The sequence below is a fragment of the Pseudarthrobacter defluvii genome, from assembly GCF_030323865.1.
Taxonomy (GTDB): domain Bacteria; phylum Actinomycetota; class Actinomycetes; order Actinomycetales; family Micrococcaceae; genus Arthrobacter; species Arthrobacter sedimenti.
Genome location: NZ_CP066362.1, coordinates 1,135,893 through 1,153,119 on the forward strand (window position 1 = coordinate 1,135,893; position 17,227 = coordinate 1,153,119).

A 17,227-nucleotide genomic window follows, 5' to 3' on the forward strand; every position below is an offset into this window, starting at 1 on the left:
TTCGACATGTACATTCCTGCCCTCTTTGCCGCAAGCCCACAAGCCGTCCAGAACCTCCTGGCAAGTCCCCGCGCAGCCAACCTGGTGACCATGACGGACCAGGGCCTGCTCGCAACGCTGCTGCCCTTCGCCTTCAACCCCGCGATAGGGAGATACGGGGCGCTGCAGGCCCACATGGCGCGCAACAACCCGCAATGGTCTCTCGCGCCACTAGGCGAGGCGCTCGCCATCATCCAGGGGCCGGACGACTACATCTCACCGTCCTGGTACGCCTCGAAGGCCGGGCACGGCCGGGTGGTGCCCACCTGGAACTACAGCACCGCGCACGTGTACGGCGAACTGGTGGTCCACGACGACGCCGGCTGGCTGGGGCGGCATGTCCGGCACCTGACCGGGCTGCACGAGGGCGGGCGGGAGGATCCGTGGGCTGTGGACGATGCCCCTGAGAAGTACATCGCCGGGCAGCTGCGGGCCATTGTGGGCGTGGAGCTGGTGATTACCCGGATCGACGCGAAGGAGAAACTGAGCCAGAACCGCTCGGCCGCCGACGCTGAAGGGGTGGCTGCCGGGCTCCGGAGCATCGGGCGGGAAGCCAGCGCGGCCGCGGTCGAACGCGCCCGCTCCTGAGCCTGCCGAACGTTGATGCCTACGCAGTCCGCTCCAGCAGCACCATCACCTCGTAGTGCGTGGTCTGCGGGAACATGTCCAGCACCCGGGCGCGCCGTGCGGTGAAGGACGGGAGGGCGGCCAGGTCGCGCGCCAGCGACTGGGCATTGCAGCTGGAGTACACCACGTGCTGCACGTCCGATGATTCCAGCCAGCCGCACAACTCCTTGCCGATGCCGCGCCGGGGCGGGTTCACGATCACCAGCTGCGGCGACTGCTCCGCGGCGAGGGCGAACGCGGTGGCATCGCCGGCCTGGAACTGCATCCCCTCCAGCCCTGCCTCGTCGCTGCTGAGCCGGGCGGAGACGATCGCTTCACTGCTGGCCTCGATGCCGGTCACCGTGCGGGATGGGGCGGCGCTGTGCAGGGCGAAGCCGCCCACGCCGCAGTACAGGTCCCAGACCGAGGCGGGGGCCAGCTCGTTGATCCAGTCACGGCCCTGCCGGTACAGCGCCCCGGCCATTTCCGTGTTGGTCTGGAAGAAGCTCTGCGGGCGCAGGTGCAGGTTGATGCCGTTGACGCGCATCTCCAGGGTGGACTGCTCCGTCAGCAGGATCTCGCGCTCGCCTTCCAGGACTGCCTTGTGCTCGGGGAGCAGGTTGGCCGAGACCACCTTCACCTGCGGCAGCGCCGCCAGGAGCTCCGGCAGGTGCTTCCGGATGCGCGGCAGCACCTGTTCGGAGCGCAGCACCAGGCGGAGCATCACCTCGCCGTCCGGGGACTCGGTGAGGATGACGTGCTTGAGTTCGCCGGTGCGCTTGGGAACGTCGTAGGGCGTGAGGCGAAGCCGGCGGATGAAGCCGGCCAGGACCGGGAAGACGGCGCGCAGGCCGGGGGAGCAGACGCCGCACTTGCGCAGGTCCACTCCGTGGCCGTCGGCGTCGAGGATTCCGATGGTGGGGTTCTGCGCCGTCCCGCCGATGACCATCTTGGCCTTGTTGCGGAAGCCGGACTCCTGGCTGGCCACGGGCTCCAGCCACTCGAGGTCCGTGTGTTCGGAGAGGAGGGTCTGGCAGTGCGCCTGCTTGCCAGCCAGCTGTTCGCCGTACGGCCTGCCCATCTGGGTGCAGGAGCGGCAGGTGCCGGCATCAAAGTAGGAACAGTGCATGACTGCTCCATTTTACGCGCCCCGTGTGGAAGGTCCGACGACGGCGCTGGGCGAGCGCCGTCGTCGGACGTTTCCAAGGGGTGCCGGACCACGCCCCGGGACATCGCCAGCCTGGCGGCCCACGCCTAGCTCCCCGGGAACACCGCTGTCTCGCCAGGTGTTAAACCCATTGGAGACAGAACGATGGACAACAGAACTTACACAGCACTTGTAGTACCGGCCGGCAATTCAGAACCCATGCGCATCGAGCAGGTGGCAGCGGACCTGCAGGCACTGGAAGCCCTGGTGGGTGGCCCGCTGGAGTCGGTGATCCGCGGTGACTGGCACGTTTACCTGAATGCCGAAAGCGTCAGCATGCTCCTGCCGGTCAACTTCCGGGCGGGGCAGTTGATGCACGAATGCGGCCTGGACCTTGACGGCATCCGCGGCACCGCCGTCTTCCTGGGGCGCGGCGAACACGGGGCGGAAGCCGATATCCCGGAGCACCTGGCACGGCTGGCCGAGGAATTGTTCGGCTCGCCGCTGGCCGCCTAACCCGGCCCGGCTACTCGCCGCGCACCCCGTAGGTGCTGAGCACGTTGCCCTTGCTGGTGGTCTTCTGGTCCTGGAGCACCAGGCGGGTCAGCGGGTCTCCGTCCTCGAAGAGCCGGCGGCCGCTTCCGGCGATGACCGGGTGGGTCATCAGCTGCAGCGAGTCCAGCAGCCCGGCGAACAGCAGCTGCCGCACCACGGAGATGCTTCCGCACACGGCGATTTCCCCGCCGTCGCGCTCCTTCAAACCAGCCACGAACTCCTCAAGCGGCGCATCCATCAGCTGGGAGTTCTGCCACTCCAGCGGTTCGGTCAGCGTGCGCGAGGCAACGAACTTCTCCACCGGGTTGATGAAGGCCGCAAAGTCCTGGTCCGTGGAGGCGTTCGGCCAGTAGTCCGCCCACTCCTGGTAGCTGACGCGGCCCAGCACCACGGTGTCCACGTTGTTCATCATCCTGGTCAGTCCTTCGCCCAGCTCCTCGTCGAAGCTGTCGAACTGGAACTTGAAAGGTTCGGACACCACCCCGTCCACGGAGTGGAACAGGCCGGCGGTGACATTGCGCATGGGAGCCTCCATAAGTCGAGCGGACAGGCTTTACGGTATTAGGCGGTTTCCGTTGGGGGAAGGGTTTCCGGGCCGCCTTTTCGGACCAGGGATACGTACGACGGCGGGTGGCTGCGTTAGGTTCATCACTCGCCGTGTCGTCTTACCCGGTTTCGTGCTGACCGGGCCCCATACTTGTCTTTGAACGGCTTTTGCCGATCCCCCCGGCCAGGCAGGAGGAAGTGCATGGAAACCCTGAAAAAAGTCGTGACCAACCAGTATTTCCCCGCCGGTGCCGTGCTGACAGCCGTTCTGCTGTTCTGGATCGTCGGCCTGCTTGGCGGGCTGTCCCTGCTCAACAACAACCAGCCGCCGCTGACCACGCTGACCTGGATGCTCTTCGTCTATGCGTCCGCCGTGCTGACCCCCCTCGCAGGGCTGCTCGCCGCCGCCGACCTCATCCGCCGCTGGCGCCGCAACCGCGCCGCTGCCCCGGCATCTGCCGCCTTTGCGGCAACCGGAACCGAACCTGCCGCCGGGCAATTTGACGAGACGGCGACGTCGGACCCTGTCACTTCCTGTGCCTCCGCACCTGCCGAGCCGGCACCGCCCAAGGGTTCCGCACCTGGGTCCACCAAGCCGCGCCCCGGCCGCAAGGAAGCAGCCTAACTCCAAAGCGGTTCCGCTCATCGCCCCTTCAGGGCGTTCAGGGCCTCTTCCGCGTGGTGGAGCGCCTGGCCAAGGCGTTCGCCCGGTTCCGGCAGCGAAAACAGGTAGCCCTGCAGTGAATCGCATTCCAGCGCCGTCAGGTAGTCAGCCTGTGCCGCGGTCTCGATTCCTTCCGCGGTAACGGTCAGGCCCAGGCTATGTGCCATGTTGATCATCGAGCTGAGGATGGGCAGCCGCTCGTTGCCGGTCCGCACCATGGACACGAAGGTCTTGTCGATCTTGACGGTGTCCACTGGCAGGTCCTGCAGCCGGCCGAGGGAGGAATAGCCGGTGCCGAAATCGTCCAGCGCCACGCGGGCTCCGGCGTCCCGCAGGGTGCTCAGCTGCTGGATCAGGCTGCAGTCGGCGTCGAAAAAGACGCTCTCGGTGACTTCCATGACCAGCTGGTAGGGCGCCACGCCGCTCGCCTCCGCCAGCCGCAGCACAGCCTCGGCGAAATCCGGTTCCTGCAACTGGACCCCGGAAACGTTCACGGCCAGTGACCGGGACGGATCCTCGCTGAGCCAGCGGGCCAGCTGCACCATGCCCGATGCCATCACTTCGGCTCCGATCTCGCCGATCAGCCCGGTGCGCTCGGCCAGTGGAATGAAGATCGACGGCGGCACCCGCTCGCCGCCGCGGTCCCACCGGGCCAGCGCCTCCAGCTGGACCACCTGGCCCATGCGGTGGGAGACGATCGGTTGGAAGTCAACGGTGATCTCGCCGCGCGGGACGGCCAGCTGCAGCCCGCTCTCCATGTGCGTGCGCTGCACCAGTGCCTGCATCATGTCCGGGTGGAAGCGCAGGAACCGGTTTTTGCCCGCAGCTTTGGCCGCGTACATGGCAATATCGGCGTGCCGCAGCAGTTCCGAGGGACCCACGCTGTCCTGGCCCAGCGAGGCGACCCCCAGGCTGAGGCTGGGCCGGAGGACGGTGCCGCTGATGGTCACGGGGACGTGCAGGCAGCGGACAATACATGCCGCGATCGCGTCCGCATCGGGGCAGGCCGTCAGGAGCACCACGAATTCGTCACCGCCAAGCCTGGCCACCACATCCGCTGTGGGGACGCACCCGCGGAGCCGGCGGGCCACTTCGATGAGCATGTCGTCGCCTGCCTGGTGGCCAAGGATGTCGTTGACTTCCTTGAAGTCGTCCAGGTCAAGGAGCAGGACATCCACTGTTTTCAGCCGGGGTTCCTGCAGCGCCTCGGCCAGGGCATCGTTGAACACAGCCCTGTTCGCGAGCCCTGTCAGCGGGTCCTGGAACGCCATGGCCCGCAGCTTTTCAGCCTGGACTGCAAGGTCCATCATGGCCCGGTGTGCCTGCTCCTGCGCTTTCCGCCGGGGAGTCACATCGCGGAAACTCCACACCCGGCCCACGATCTTCTCGCCCACCCGCTGCGGCCGGGAATAGCGCTCGAAGGTGCGCCCGTCGCGCAGTTCCACCACATCGTGGCTCTCAGCGGTGGGGTCGTCCTGGAGTTCACCCAGCCGCGCAGTGAACGATACGGGGTCTGCCACCTGCGCCATGACCAGCCGCAGCGCAGGGGCATCGCTGTCCGCTTCCAGAATCTCGGGCGGGAGGCTCCACATGGACAGGAATTTTTCATTGAATCCGGCCACCCGCCCGTCGATGCCCATCACCAGGATGCCGTCGGCGGTCGACTCAAGGGTCGCGGTCAGCAGCGACATCGCATCCCGCAGGTTTGCGTCCGCTGCTGCGCGGTGCGCTGTTCCGCGGGCTGAGAGCAGGAGCCGTGTGGGCTCTGCCCGGCCGGCATCCGCCCCGCCGGGGTTGGCATCGGCGTCGGCAGCCGGCTCCTGTCCCGGAAGGAGCGCCGCGGCCAGTTCCAGGGGGAACTCTGTCCCGTCTCCGCGCAGCCCGGTTACGTCCCTGGGCGGTGCGAACTCCCCGGGCCGGGTGAGGATCTGGTGCAGTAGCTGGGCAACCTGGTCCCGGGATCCCGGCGCGAACAGCATCCGGTGGTCCAGGCCGGTGAAGGAGTCCTGCTGAAGGCCAAACAGCCTTGCCGCCGCAGGGTTGGCCGCCAGGACAGTGCCGTCACCAACCAAAGCCAACAGCGCGTCCGGACTCGCGTCCATGACCACGCCGAAAGTTTGTAATGCCACATTGTTGCCACGGTCTGGAAAACCGGTCATTGCACCACCCCTTCGCCATCATAAAGGCCGCGGCGGAAATAGGGCGGGAAAGCGGGACTGCAAATTGGCACTGCACGTGCGGACGTAAGAAGCGCCGGCCTCCTTTTCGGAGTCCGGCGCTTCTTTTCTCACGGATTATGTCGAAGGGCTACACCCGGCGGCCGCTGCGGTTGGTGACGGCGCCGTAGATCAGCAGCACAATGATCGAGCCGAGAATGGCCAGCAGCCAGGTCCTGAGGTCGAAGAATTCCGCCAGGCCGCCGCCAAAGATCAGCGAGCCGATCCAGCCGCCCAGGATGGCCCCGACAACGCCCAGGACCATGGTCACCAGCCAACCGCCACCTTGCCGGCCCGGCAGGATGGCCTTTGCAATGGCTCCAGCAATCAGGCCCAAAATAAGAAAACCGATAATGCCCATGTTGCCACTCCTTGTCAGTAAGTTGTGCCGGGTCCCCATTTCCGGTGTGAATAGTCAATCAGCAGGCTTACTATTCTGCAAGGCTTTGAATATCACAGGATGACTGTCACTTTTCCGGCGGAAATGCGCAACTTATAAGCGGAGATCCCCTTGCGGGTCCCGCTGCTGCACCGCCTGGGCCCGCTGCCCGGCCCCAAAAACGCGCCTTTCCGCTGCGCCCGGCAGCGGTTGGGCCTGCTGCCGGCCCTGTGGCCGCAGATAAAATGGCAGCTCCGGCAACAGACCAAGGAGCGCAGGCATGCACCGCCAAACCGCCAGGCCCCGTGCCATCTTCCTCGACATCGACGGCACCTACGCCGACCACGGTTTAGCGCCGGAAGCGCACGTGGACGCCGTGCGAATGGCCCGGAAGCTGGGCCACCTGGTCTTTGTCTGCACCGGGCGCCCCTTGTCGATGGTCCCGGGACACATCCTGGACGCCGGGTTTGACGGCACCATCACGGGCGCCGGAGCCAGGGTGGAAGTCGACGGCGAGGTCCTCAAGGACGCGCGGTTCGAGCCGGATCTCGCCGCACGCATTGTGGAAACCCTGGACGCCCACCACGCCGCCTACATTCTGGAAGCTCCGGAGGCCCTGCACGGCCGCACGGGAGTGGACCGGCGGCTGCGGGAGGTGCTGGGCCCCATCTTCGCCGGCCGTCCACAGCACGACGGGGTCCTCAGCACCGATGTGGATCCGCTCGAGGACATCCTGGGCCCGATGCAGTACAGCGACGACCTCCGGGCAACGTCCTACGCCAAAATCTCGTGCTTCGATTCACCGGTGCCGCTGACCCGACTGATGGAAACCTTCGGCCCTAAGGTGGGGCTGATCCCCAGTTCGCTGTCAGCCCTGGGTGAGCGTGCGGGGGAGATCTTCATGGCCGGCACGCACAAGGCCGTGGGCATCCAGGTGGTGGAGGCCCGGCTTGGCCTGGACCGTGCGGACATCGTGGCCATCGGCGACAGCGCCAACGACATCGAAATGCTTGAGTACGCGGGGGTGGGCATTGCCGTGGCGGGCGGCCACCCCGCCGTCCTGGCCGTGGCGGACAGGGTCACCGCTGCTCCTGCCGGCAACGGCGTGGCACTGGCCTTCGCGGAGTTGGGGCTCCTGGGCTAGGCCTCAGCGTGCCGAAGCCGCATTCAAAGTGCCGGCGTTCAAAGTGCCGGCGCCCAAGGTGCCCGTGCCCAGGGTGTCGTGGCTCAAGGTTCCGGCGGAGGTCCCCAGGCCGCGCACCACCCAGCCCTCCTCCAGCCAGGCCTCCGCATCCAGGACGTTCCGCGCGTCCAGGACCACCCGCCGTCGTACCAGCCGCCCGGCGAGGGCTGGGCTCAGCCGCCGGTATTCGTCCCATTCGGTGAGCAGCAGCACCAGCTCGGCGTCCTGGAGCGCCTTCTCCGTGGAGGCCTCGAAGCGGAGGCGCGGATAGCGCCGCCAGGCAAGGTTCACCGCTTTGGGGTCCGTGACCGTCACATGGGCCCCGGCAGCGGCCAGCCGGTCCGCCACATCGAGGGCGGGGGAGTCGCGGATGTCGTCCGTATCGGGCTTGAAGGAGGCGCCCAGGACGGTGACTGATCGTCCGGCCAGGGCCCCGCCGCAGAGCTCGGCCGCGAGCCTGACGGTCCGGTCACGCTGGCCGAGGTTCACGCCATCGACCAGGCGCATCCAGTCCTCCACGGCGGATACGCCCAGCGTGGCCGCCTGGGTGCGGAAGCTGCGGATGTCCTTGGGCAGGCAGCCGCCGCCGAAGCCCAGGCCGGCATGCAGGTACCGGCTTCCGATCCTTGGGTCCAGCCCCATCGCCGCGCTGAGTTCGCTTACGTCCGCGCCGGCGGCATCGCACAGTTCGGCCACCGCATTGATGAAGCTGACTTTGGTGGCCAGGTACGCGTTGGCGGCGGACTTGATCAACTCGGCCGTGGCGAAACTGCACACCAGGCGGGGGATTCCGGCGGCCAGCAGCGGTTCGTAGACAGCATCCAGCGCCGCGGTCACCCCCACCGGCGACCCGGTGACGGGGCTGAAGGCAGCGGACCGTCCGCCCTCCACGCCGTACACCAGCCGGTCCGGCACCAGCGAGTCCTTCACAGCCGTGCCCTGCCGCAGGAATTCCGGGTTCCAGCCAAGCAGCACGTCGGGCCGCGGCGCCAGGATGGCGCCCAGCAGGTCCACCGTGCCAACCGGGACAGTGGATTTGCCCACGACGACGGCCCCCGCGGACAGGTGCGGAAGCAGCGCTTCCGTTGCGGAGACCAGGAAGGTGAGGTCGGCAGCGTCGGACGTCTTTTCCTGCGGCGTCCCCACGCAGAGGAAGTGCACCTGTGCATCCTTGGCGTCCGCCGGGTCCGTGGAGAACAGCAGCTTCCCGGTGGTGCGGCCGTCCTGGAGGAGTTCGTCCAGCCCTGGTTCGTGGAACGGCGCGGTGCCCAGCGCCAGCTGCCGCACCTTGCCGGGATCGACGTCGATGCCCACTACGGAGTGGCCCATGGATGCCAGCGTTGCGGCGTGGACGGCGCCCAAATAGCCGCAGCCGATCACAGATATTTTCAAAGGTTCGCTCCCTTGGTGTTGATTGAGCCTGCCGGCACCGGTCCGGCCGCCGCGATGGCTTCTTCGTAGTGGTGGATCAGTTCTGAGCAGAGCGCCGGCCATGTCCTGTCCTGGACCGAGGCGTGCGCGGCGGATGCGAAGGCCCGGCGCTTGGCGTCGTCACCCATCAGGTCCTGCACCCGGGCGCGCAGGGCCGAGAGGTCGCCCGGTTTGTAAAGCCACCCGGTCCGTGAATTTTCCACCAGGTCCAAGGGGCCGCCCCGACCTGTAGCCACCACCGGCACACCCGATGCCATGGCCTCCTGGATGGTCTGGCAGAAGGTTTCGAACTCGCCCGGGTGGACGAACAGGTCGAACGATGCCACCGTCCGGGCCAGTTCCTCACCGCCCATGAAGCCGGTGAACAGTGCGCCGGGAAGTGCCGTCTCGAGGGCCTGGCGCTGGGGTCCGTCCCCCACAATCACCAGCCGTGTGTTGGGAATGCCGGCGAGGGCCGCGAGGTCTTCCACCTGCTTTTCCACCGCGAGCCTGCCTACGTAGCCGATGATCCGCTCGCCGTTGGGGGCCACCGAAGCCCGCCAGCCGTCGTCGCGCTTTTCCGGCGAGAACCGCGCGGTATCCACACCGCGGCGCCACATCCGGACCCGCGGAATGCCCCGGCCGCGCAACTGGTTCAGCGCGAACGTGGAAGGCACCAGGGTGCGGGTGGCCAGCAGGTGGATGTTCTCCACCCTGGTCCAGGCCCAGTTCTCCAGGAAAGGAACGCCGTAACGCGCGGCGTAGCTGGGGACCTCCGTCTGGTAGACGGCCACGGTGGGAATTCCCAGCTGGCTGGCAGCCTGCGCCGCACGCCATCCCAGCACGAAGGGAGAGGCAAGATGCACCACGTCGGGCGCGTACTCGGCAAGGATTCGCTTGACCCGGTACACACCGCCCAACGCCACCCTGACATTCGTGTAACCGGCCAGCGGGACCGCCGGAAGCCTGTGCACCTCGGCACCTTTGACCTGGACGGCCGGCTCCCCGTCATGGGCGGAAGGGGCGATGACCAGGACGTCGTCACCCCGCTCCTGGAGATGGTCCAGGACCCGCAGGATGGAATGCGTGACACCGTTCATCAACGGCAAAAATGATTCAGCGACAATTGCGATCCTCACCCCTCAACCGTGGGCGCCTTCCTTGAAATGACGGGGGAGAAAGCATGACCCGGAGGAGAAGCAGGGGTGAACAGCTGCATCCGGATCCAAAAAAAATTACTAAGTAGGCTTGGCATTCGATGCTAAGCATGCTTACGGTAGTGGGGCAGTCAGCGCAGAGCCTCAAGCAACGGGGCAGGAACTGGACGTCGGGAGTAAGCCCCGGTCCACAAGATCCATTGCTGGCGTACCCAGTGCAAAGACAATCCAAGGAGACGTCATGCTCAACAGGGAAAACCTTGAAAACCTGCTCACCAAGGGCGGCCACGTCGTTGGTTCCGACGGTTCTAAGATCGGATCGATCGGCCAGCTGTACGCAGATGACGACACGGGTGAGCCCACATGGGTCACCGTGAAGACGGGCCTTTTCGGTACATCCGAGTCCTTTGTGCCGGTAGAAGGCGCGCACGAACAGGGTGAGGATCTGGTGGTTCCCTACAGCAAGGAACACGTCAAGGATGCTCCCCGCGTGGACGCCGACGGCCACCTCAGCCCCGAGGAAGAGGACCGGCTCTACACCTACTACGACCGTAATGGTGCACAGACCTACACCGAGGCGACCTCCGGATACTCGACATCCGACATTGCGAGCTCCGGAACCAGGACCGACGCCGACCTGCAGGGCGATGCCGACCTGAATGCAGGCACCCCCACGGCCGGCATCCGCTCCGAGCGCGATACCGAGTCCCGCGGAACCGTTGGCCACGACACCTCCGGCCCCACCACGGATGACGCCATGACGCGATCCGAGGAGCAGCTGCACGTGGGTACGGAGCGGCAGGAGACCAGCCGCGCACGGCTGCGGAAGTACGTCACCACCGAGAATGTCACCAAGACCATCCCGGTGGAGCGTGAAGAGGTCCGCGTGGAGCGCGAGCCCATCACCGATGCCAACCGCGGTGCCGCCCTCGACGGACCTGCCATCAGCGAAGAAGAGCACGAGGTGGTCCTCCACGAGGAGCGCCCGGTGGTGGAGAAGGAAGCCGTTCCGGTGGAGCGGGTCCGGCTGGACAAGGACACCGTCCGTGACGACGTGACGGTGAACGAGGAAGTCCGCAAGGAACACATCGACACCGACGGCGACGCACGTCGCTGATGGGGACGGGGGACCTGGTCCCCTTGTTCCATTGGGCACGCTGGTTGGAGCAGCAGCCCTGATACGGTGAACGGCGCCGGGAACCTACTTGGAGGCTCCCGGCGCCGCACCGTTTTAAGATGCTGGTGCAGCCGCGCTGACAGCGGTGACTGCACCAGCCAGTAGGACGAATATCTTCAGAACTTACGGTTCATCTCTCATTCGCGGCTCCTGTTTCCCGGCTTACGACAACCCGGGTCCAATGCTGGCACTGACCAGGCGGGGCGGCCAGCAGAAATCGCAGTACCCCCTCAGCGGGGCGGCGGGTGTTGGTTTCTACCAATTTTACGGCCGTGCCCCCTAAAAAGCGCCGGGCCGCGGGGCATTGGCTTGATGATCAGTGCCGCCGCTGAGCCTGTCGTTCGCGGGCGCGGCGCGACCTCCGTGACACCATGGAACACGATGAAACTGCGCGCTGATCAGACCGGAGACCGTGGCCTTCCCATGCCGTTGTGGCTGCAGGGTGCCCTTGAAACGGCGCAGGCGGCCGTCATTTCCGCGCTGGTGGTGGTGGCGCCCATCGTTGCCGTGTGGGCCACCGCCGGTTTCCAGAATGGGCAGTTCGAGGTCCTCGCCAGGCTGGCCGGCCAGTCCTGGCTCCTGGTCCACGGCGTGCCGCTGGAACTTGCCGGCGCCGGACCGGAGGCGGCAACCCATGGCGGGTCCGGCATGCTGAGCCTGATTCCCCTGGGCCTCACTCTCATCCCGTTCCTGCTTGCCTGGCGCGCCGGCCGCCGGCTGGCCCGTGCCTCTTACACCGACCAGCTGTGGCAGGCGCTCCTGGGGTCATGGCTGGTCTATGCGGCCTTCGGCGTGGCCACCGGGTTTGTTTGCCGCACTGCCGATGTCATCATCAATCTTTGGTACGCCCTGCTGATTCCCCTGATTCCGTACGGGCTGGGCATGGTGATCGGGGCACGACGGGAAGCAGGTTCGTGGAGCCGGCTCATCGGCGTCGACGCCGTTGACTGGATCTCGCGGACCAGCCAGCATTCCCGCTGGGCCGGCTCGTACTTCGCATCTGTGGCGAAAGCCGGATTCGTGGCCGTGATGTCCGCCCTCACCCTGGCCGCTGCGCTCCTGGCAGTCGACCTGTTCATCCACTGGAACCTCGTGGTGTCCGTCTACGAAGCGCTCGACGCCGGCCCGGTGGGAGGCGCGGCCCTCACCATCGCACAGCTCGGCTTCCTGCCCAACCTTGTCGTCTTTGCCCTCGCCTGGACGTCCGGCGCCGGTTTCGCCATGGGAGCCGGCTCCCACGTCGGTCCGTTGGCCACCGCCGTCGGGCCGGTGCCCTCCATCCCCGTCCTGTCGGCCATCCCGTCAGGATCCCTCGACTACGCCTTTGTGGCCCTGGTGGTCCCGGTGCTGGCAGGCGTCATGGCCGGGTGGTGGTTCCTCCGCGAGGGCGAGAACCACTTTGACGAATGGCTCGCCATCAAGATCCACGCCCGCTGGTTCACGGCCAGCTCCTCAACCCTGGTACTCGCAGTCCTGGCCGGGCTGGCTGCCGGTCTGCTGACCGCGGGCCTGGCCTGGATCGCCAAGGGCTCAGCCGGCCTTGGCCGCCTGACGGACATCGGACCTGACCCGCTGTGGACGGGACTGTGGGTGGCCGCGGAGGTGGGCATCGGCGTCGTCATTGGCTACGCGGCTGGACCGTGGCTGGAACGGGAGAAGGGCAGCGCCGTGGAACGGGACGCCGAGCTGGTCCACTAGGACCCAATTCCCGCCTAGCGCACCTTGGTGGGCAGAACGTCCTGGAACTGCGCCATGCACGTATGGGTGGCCCGGTCCGTCAGTGCCCGGCCAAGGCAGGCCTGGTAGTCACGCACCTGGTCGTACAGGACCAATGTGGTGACGATAAACAGCACCATGACGGCCGCAACGACCAGGCCGGAAATGGTGCCGAAGAGGACCAGCTTGGATTCCCTCAACCGGATGCTCCGCACCAGCAGGAAAACCCCCAGGACCAGGCCGACGGCGGTCAGTAGCGTCGCCAGCCAGAGGTATCCGACATCCAGTTGGTACACGAAGAACGCGCCGAGGACCGAGACAACAAACATCCGGAACAGGGTGCGGGTCTTGGCAAGGGAAGCCTTGGCCCCCTCGCTGAGCGGGGGTTTGACCTGCTGCTGCCCGCTCCGGCCCGGTTCGCTGTTCATGTTTTCCAGCGTACGCGAGCGTGCACCTAAGCTGGTCCAATGCGTATCGTCGTCCTCGTTTCCGGAACCGGGTCCAACCTCCAGGCCGTCATTGACGCCGTCAAGGCGGGGGAGCTCGACGTGGAAATCGCGGCGGTGGGCGCCGACCGTCAGGGGACGTACGGCGTCGAACGTTCTGCTGCCGCCGGAATCCCCACCTTTGTGGTGGACTTCAAGGCCTACCCGGAACGCGTCGACTGGAACGCCGCGCTCACCGACGCCGTGGCCGCCTACAAGCCGGACGTTGTGGTCTCCTCCGGGTTCATGCGGATCGTCAGCCCCAGCTTCATCGATGCGTTCAACGGCCGGTACCTCAACACCCACCCTGCGCTGCTCCCGGCGTTCCCCGGAGCCCACGGTGTCCGCGACGCGATGGCGTACGGGGTCAAGGTCACGGGCTGCACCGTGCACTGGGCCGACGCCGGCGTGGACACGGGACCCATCATCGCCCAGGAAGCGGTGGCCATCGAGGACTCCGACACCGAGGAGACCCTGCACGAGCGCATCAAGGTGGTGGAGCGCCGACTCCTGGTCTCCACCCTGGCCACGCTCGCCGCGGACCCCGCGTTTTCCGCCTCGTAGCCCCTTCCTTCGACGCGCATCTCCACTTTCGCTGCGCAAATTCCTTTGCGCGCCCCAAATAAGGTGCGCGGGAGGGAATTTGCGGGTCGAAACGGATCAGCCGCGTCGCGATCTCCGGCTACTGCAGGCGGCGCTGGCGGGTTTCGGGGGAGAAGAACCCCATCCACAGCACCGCTGCCAGGACCAGGGCTCCTGCCAGGGCGAACGACGTGGCCAGGCCCAGTTCGGGCCAGAAGTAGTTCGCGAAGATCAGCGGCCCAAAGCCCGCACCCAGCCGGGAGAACGTGGACGCCCAGCCGAAGCCGGTGCCACGCAGCTCCGTGGGGTAGAGCTCCGACACGTAGGCATATAGCACCGGAATGGCCACCTGCACCACGAACCCGAACACCAGCAGCCAGAACACCGCGGCCGTAGGGATGTCCACCACAAACGCCACGATCACCAAGGTCAGCGCGGACAGCGGACCGGTGATGGCAAGGATCCATTTGCGCCCCACCCGTTCCACCAGGAGGGCCGCCACCACCACGCCCAGGAATCCGACGGCGGCCATGGAGGCAGTGGTGACGAACGCCTTGTACTCGGCGAAGCCGGCGCCGATCAGGATCCGGGGCATCCACGTCAGGGACAGGTAGTACACCAGCAGGATGCTGAAGAACAGGGCCCAGGCGGCCGTGGTGATCTTCCAGTTGAACTGCCACACGGAGCGCAACTGGGTCCAGGCACTGCCTGCGGAGAGCCGCGGCACGTCCTTGGCATCGGGGAGGCTGTAAGCACGGGGTTCGGCGCCGGTGGCTTCCACCAGCCCGTCAATGATTCGGGCCGCTTCCTCCCGTCGGCCCTTCCGGATAAGGAACAGCGGGGACTCGGGCACGCTCCTTCGCACCCAGAACACCAGGAGTGCGGGCAGGACCATCACCAGCAGGGTGAGGCGCCAGTCGCCGGAAAGGGCCACCAGCCCCGCTGAGACGAAGCCGGCCAAGGCAGCACCCACCGGCCACCAGCCATCCATGGCGGTGAGCACTTTCCCCCGCTGTTTCCGTGGCGTGAACTCACCCACCAGGGCGTAATCCACGGGTATGCAGCCGCCCAGGCCGAAGCCGGCCATGAACCGGAAGACGCAGAACCAGATGAAGTCGGGGGCGAACGCGCCCAGCACCGTGAACACCGAGAACAGCAGCAGGGTGGCCGTGAAGGCCTTCTTCCGTCCCACCGTGTCCGCGATGGTTCCCCAGATGAAGGCGCCCAGGGCCATGCCGATCAGGTTCGAGGTGCCCACCCACGCGGCCTCGCCTGCGGAGAGGGACCAGTGCTTTGACAGCAGCGGAATCAGGATGCCGTTCAGGGTCACGTCCCAGGCGTCAAACATGAAGCCAAGGCCCCCCACCAGAAAGATCCTGCCCTGGACTTTCCATCGCCAGGGCAGTTCCTGAACCACCTGTTCGCCGCTGGGCACAGTGGTGTAAGTATTCATCGCCGCCTCCTGTTGAAACTCTAGCCCGGCCCCACCGGGTTCACACTCCGGCAGACACACGGGGCAACCGTGCCCGTCGCGATAAACTGGCCCTATCCCCACCAACCGCGGCCTCGTTCCGCGAGATAAGACGGAGACATTTGTGAGCTTCACGCAGCATGAACGCGTATCCATTGACCGTGTACCCATCCGCCGGGCCCTGATCTCGGTCTACGACAAGACCGGTCTGGAGGAGCTCGCCAAGGGCCTGCACGCCGCTGGCGTGAAGCTCGTCTCCACCGGCTCCACGGCCAAGAAGATCGCCGCCGCGGGCATTCCCGTGCAGGAGGTCGAGGAGGTCACGGGTTCACCCGAGATGCTGGACGGCCGCGTCAAGACGCTGCACCCCCGCGTCCACGGCGGCATCCTGGCGGACCGCCGCGTCCCGGCGCACATGGAGACCCTCGCCAGCATGGACATCGAAGCGTTCGACCTGGTGGTGGTGAATCTCTACCCATTCGTCGAGACGGTCAAGTCCGGCGCCGCCCAGGACGACGTGGTGGAGCAGATCGACATCGGAGGCCCCGCCATGGTGCGGTCGGCAGCTAAGAACCATGCCGCCGTCGCCATTGTGGTTGACCCCTCCTTCTACGGCCAGGTGGTGGAGGCTGCTGCCGCCGGCGGCTTCGACCTGAAGACCCGCCGCCGCCTCGCCGCCAAGGCATTTGCGCACACTGCCGCCTACGACAACGCCGTGGCCACCTGGACCGCCAGCCAGTTCCTGGATGAGGACGGCGACGGCATCATCGACTGGCCCGCCTACGCCGGCCTGTCGCTGGAGCGCTCCGAGGTGCTGCGGTACGGCGAGAACCCGCACCAGCAGGCCGCACTGTACGTGGACAAGGCTGCGCCCATGGGCATCGCCCAGGCTGACCAGCTGCACGGCAAGGCCATGAGCTACAACAACTTCGTTGACGCCGACGCCGCACTGCGCGCCGCCTACGACTTCGCCGAGCCCGCCGTCGCCATCATCAAGCACGCCAATCCGTGCGGTGTTGCCGTTGGTTCCGCTGACGCTGCGGACCCCATCGCCGATGCCCACGCCAAGGCCCATGCCTGCGATCCCGTGTCCGCATTCGGTGGCGTCATCGCTGCCAACCGCACCGTCACCGCCGGCATGGCCAACACCGTCAAGGACATCTTCACCGAGGTGGTCATCGCCCCCGGTTTCGAGCCCGAGGCCGTGGAAATCCTGTCCAAGAAGAAGAACATCCGCCTGCTGGCCCTGCCCGAGGGCTACGGCCGGTACCCCACGGAGTTCCGCCAGGTCTCCGGCGGCATGCTGGTCCAGGTGACGGACAAGGTGGACGCCGACGGCGACAACCCCGCCAACTGGACGCTCGCGGCCGGTGAAGCCGCCGATGACAAGACCCTCGCGGACCTCGCCTTCGCCTGGACCGCGTGCCGCGCTGCGAAGTCCAACGCCATCCTGCTCGCCGAGAACGGCGCGGCGGTAGGCATCGGCATGGGCCAGGTCAACCGCCTGGACTCCTGCCGCCTGGCCGTGGAGCGGGCCAACACCTTGGGCGTCACGGTGGAGTCCGACGTCGAAGGTGCCGGCGGTGCCTCCAATGCCAGCGGTGCCGGCGCACCGGAGCGGGCGCGCGGCGCAGTGGCAGCCTCAGACGCGTTCTTCCCGTTTGCTGACGGCCTGCAGATCCTGGTCGACGCCGGCGTCCGCGCCGTGGTGCAGCCCGGCGGCTCCGTCCGCGACGAAGAGGTGATCGCGGCAGCCAACGCGGCCGGCATCACCATGTACTTCACCGGAGCGCGCCACTTCTTCCACTAATCCCACGCTTGGCCAGGGAACCTGGCGGCGTGGGCCCACCCACCGCAAACGACGACGGCGCCCGCCCCTGCGAAGGGGACGGGC

Annotated in this window: 16 protein-coding genes; 8 read left to right on the forward strand and 8 right to left on the reverse strand. The window is 66.7% G+C overall.

Annotation, left to right across the window (positions count from 1 at the left end; all coding sequences use genetic code 11):
• The first annotated feature begins 6 nt into the window (after positions 1–6).
• Entirely contained in the window at positions 7–627 is a 621-nt protein-coding gene (locus JCQ34_RS05335) for an FMN-binding negative transcriptional regulator (protein ID WP_286402676.1), read from the forward strand.
• Between the two features lie 19 nt (positions 628–646).
• Here the strand turns inward: JCQ34_RS05335 and rlmC are convergent, their stop codons facing one another.
• Positions 647–1,774 carry a 23S rRNA (uracil(747)-C(5))-methyltransferase RlmC gene (rlmC, locus tag JCQ34_RS05340; protein ID WP_286402678.1) on the reverse strand — a complete coding sequence of 376 codons (1,128 nt, stop codon included), beginning with the start codon at positions 1,772–1,774 and terminating at the stop codon, positions 647–649.
• Positions 1,775–1,957: 183 nt separating this feature from the next.
• Here rlmC and JCQ34_RS05345 point away from each other — a divergent pair, with 183 nt between their 5' ends.
• Positions 1,958–2,308 carry a DUF3846 domain-containing protein gene (locus tag JCQ34_RS05345; RefSeq protein WP_286402680.1) on the forward strand — a complete coding sequence of 117 codons (351 nt, stop codon included), beginning with the start codon at positions 1,958–1,960 and terminating at the stop codon, positions 2,306–2,308.
• Positions 2,309–2,318: 10 nt separating this feature from the next.
• Here the strand turns inward: JCQ34_RS05345 and JCQ34_RS05350 are convergent, their stop codons facing one another.
• Positions 2,319–2,870: a dihydrofolate reductase family protein gene (locus JCQ34_RS05350; protein WP_286402682.1), complete on the reverse strand. Its 552-nt coding sequence runs from the start codon at positions 2,868–2,870 to the stop codon at positions 2,319–2,321.
• Between the two features lie 225 nt (positions 2,871–3,095).
• On the opposite strand from JCQ34_RS05350, the gene JCQ34_RS05355 reads away from it, so the two are divergent.
• Entirely contained in the window at positions 3,096–3,518 is a 423-nt protein-coding gene (locus tag JCQ34_RS05355) for a hypothetical protein (RefSeq protein ID WP_286402684.1), read from the forward strand.
• 17 nt (positions 3,519–3,535) lie between these two features.
• Here the strand turns inward: JCQ34_RS05355 and JCQ34_RS05360 are convergent, their stop codons facing one another.
• Both JCQ34_RS05360 and JCQ34_RS05365 read right to left on the reverse strand, forming a co-directional pair.
• On the reverse strand, positions 3,536–5,659 hold the full coding sequence (locus tag JCQ34_RS05360) for a sensor domain-containing phosphodiesterase (protein WP_286404311.1): 2,124 nt from the start codon (positions 5,657–5,659) through the stop codon (positions 3,536–3,538).
• Between the two features lie 205 nt (positions 5,660–5,864).
• Entirely contained in the window at positions 5,865–6,134 is a 270-nt protein-coding gene (locus JCQ34_RS05365) for a GlsB/YeaQ/YmgE family stress response membrane protein (protein ID WP_142130751.1), read from the reverse strand.
• Between the two features lie 298 nt (positions 6,135–6,432).
• Between JCQ34_RS05365 and JCQ34_RS05370 the strand changes: the two genes are divergently transcribed.
• A complete protein-coding gene (locus JCQ34_RS05370; protein ID WP_286402687.1) occupies positions 6,433–7,296 on the forward strand; it encodes an HAD family hydrolase in 864 nt (287 codons plus the stop codon).
• A gap of 3 nt (positions 7,297–7,299) precedes the next feature.
• Here the strand turns inward: JCQ34_RS05370 and JCQ34_RS05375 are convergent, their stop codons facing one another.
• Both JCQ34_RS05375 and JCQ34_RS05380 read right to left on the reverse strand, forming a co-directional pair.
• Complete coding sequence (locus JCQ34_RS05375) at positions 7,300–8,727, reverse strand: UDP-glucose dehydrogenase family protein (RefSeq protein ID WP_286402689.1); 1,428 nt, start codon at positions 8,725–8,727, stop codon at positions 7,300–7,302.
• Positions 8,724–9,884: a glycosyltransferase family 4 protein gene (locus JCQ34_RS05380; protein ID WP_286402692.1), complete on the reverse strand. Its 1,161-nt coding sequence runs from the start codon at positions 9,882–9,884 to the stop codon at positions 8,724–8,726. The genes JCQ34_RS05375 and JCQ34_RS05380 overlap by 4 nt, the downstream gene beginning before the upstream one ends.
• Before the next feature lie 259 nt (positions 9,885–10,143).
• Here JCQ34_RS05380 and JCQ34_RS05385 point away from each other — a divergent pair, with 259 nt between their 5' ends.
• Both JCQ34_RS05385 and JCQ34_RS05390 read left to right on the forward strand, forming a co-directional pair.
• Positions 10,144–11,019, forward strand: a complete 876-nt coding sequence (locus tag JCQ34_RS05385) for a PRC and DUF2382 domain-containing protein (RefSeq protein WP_286402694.1) — start codon at positions 10,144–10,146, stop codon at positions 11,017–11,019.
• Positions 11,020–11,460: 441 nt separating this feature from the next.
• On the forward strand, positions 11,461–12,777 hold the full coding sequence (locus tag JCQ34_RS05390) for a cell division protein PerM (protein ID WP_286402696.1): 1,317 nt from the start codon (positions 11,461–11,463) through the stop codon (positions 12,775–12,777).
• Between the two features lie 14 nt (positions 12,778–12,791).
• Here the strand turns inward: JCQ34_RS05390 and JCQ34_RS05395 are convergent, their stop codons facing one another.
• Positions 12,792–13,223 carry a hypothetical protein gene (locus JCQ34_RS05395; RefSeq protein WP_286402697.1) on the reverse strand — a complete coding sequence of 144 codons (432 nt, stop codon included), beginning with the start codon at positions 13,221–13,223 and terminating at the stop codon, positions 12,792–12,794.
• Between the two features lie 39 nt (positions 13,224–13,262).
• Between JCQ34_RS05395 and purN the strand changes: the two genes are divergently transcribed.
• Positions 13,263–13,844 carry a phosphoribosylglycinamide formyltransferase gene (gene purN, locus JCQ34_RS05400; RefSeq protein ID WP_286402698.1) on the forward strand — a complete coding sequence of 194 codons (582 nt, stop codon included), beginning with the start codon at positions 13,263–13,265 and terminating at the stop codon, positions 13,842–13,844.
• Between the two features lie 118 nt (positions 13,845–13,962).
• Here purN and JCQ34_RS05405 read toward each other — a convergent pair whose 3' ends face one another.
• On the reverse strand, positions 13,963–15,315 hold the full coding sequence (locus JCQ34_RS05405; RefSeq protein WP_286402699.1) for an MFS transporter: 1,353 nt from the start codon (positions 15,313–15,315) through the stop codon (positions 13,963–13,965).
• A gap of 142 nt (positions 15,316–15,457) precedes the next feature.
• Here JCQ34_RS05405 and purH point away from each other — a divergent pair, with 142 nt between their 5' ends.
• Positions 15,458–17,143 carry a bifunctional phosphoribosylaminoimidazolecarboxamide formyltransferase/IMP cyclohydrolase gene (gene purH, locus JCQ34_RS05410; RefSeq protein ID WP_286402701.1) on the forward strand — a complete coding sequence of 562 codons (1,686 nt, stop codon included), beginning with the start codon at positions 15,458–15,460 and terminating at the stop codon, positions 17,141–17,143.
• Positions 17,144–17,227 lie beyond the last annotated feature (84 nt).

Excerpts from the sequence above, each read along its gene's own strand:
- JCQ34_RS05395 (WP_286402697.1), bottom strand. The coding sequence starts at position 13,223 with ATGAACAGCGAACCGGGCCGGAGCGGGCAGCAGCAGGTCAAACCCCCG.
- JCQ34_RS05360 (WP_286404311.1), bottom strand. The coding sequence starts at position 5,659 with ATGGACGCGAGTCCGGACGCGCTGTTGGCTTTGGTTGGTGACGGCACT.
- JCQ34_RS05335 (WP_286402676.1), top strand. The coding sequence starts at position 7 with ATGTACATTCCTGCCCTCTTTGCCGCAAGCCCACAAGCCGTCCAGAAC.
- rlmC (WP_286402678.1), bottom strand. The coding sequence starts at position 1,774 with ATGCACTGTTCCTACTTTGATGCCGGCACCTGCCGCTCCTGCACCCAG.
- JCQ34_RS05365 (WP_142130751.1), bottom strand. The coding sequence starts at position 6,134 with ATGGGCATTATCGGTTTTCTTATTTTGGGCCTGATTGCTGGAGCCATT.
- JCQ34_RS05350 (WP_286402682.1), bottom strand. The coding sequence starts at position 2,870 with ATGCGCAATGTCACCGCCGGCCTGTTCCACTCCGTGGACGGGGTGGTG.
- JCQ34_RS05370 (WP_286402687.1), top strand. The coding sequence starts at position 6,433 with ATGCACCGCCAAACCGCCAGGCCCCGTGCCATCTTCCTCGACATCGAC.
- JCQ34_RS05390 (WP_286402696.1), top strand. The coding sequence starts at position 11,461 with ATGAAACTGCGCGCTGATCAGACCGGAGACCGTGGCCTTCCCATGCCG.
- JCQ34_RS05405 (WP_286402699.1), bottom strand. The coding sequence starts at position 15,315 with ATGAATACTTACACCACTGTGCCCAGCGGCGAACAGGTGGTTCAGGAA.
- purN (WP_286402698.1), top strand. The coding sequence starts at position 13,263 with ATGCGTATCGTCGTCCTCGTTTCCGGAACCGGGTCCAACCTCCAGGCC.
- JCQ34_RS05385 (WP_286402694.1), top strand. The coding sequence starts at position 10,144 with ATGCTCAACAGGGAAAACCTTGAAAACCTGCTCACCAAGGGCGGCCAC.
- JCQ34_RS05355 (WP_286402684.1), top strand. The coding sequence starts at position 3,096 with ATGGAAACCCTGAAAAAAGTCGTGACCAACCAGTATTTCCCCGCCGGT.
- JCQ34_RS05345 (WP_286402680.1), top strand. The coding sequence starts at position 1,958 with ATGGACAACAGAACTTACACAGCACTTGTAGTACCGGCCGGCAATTCA.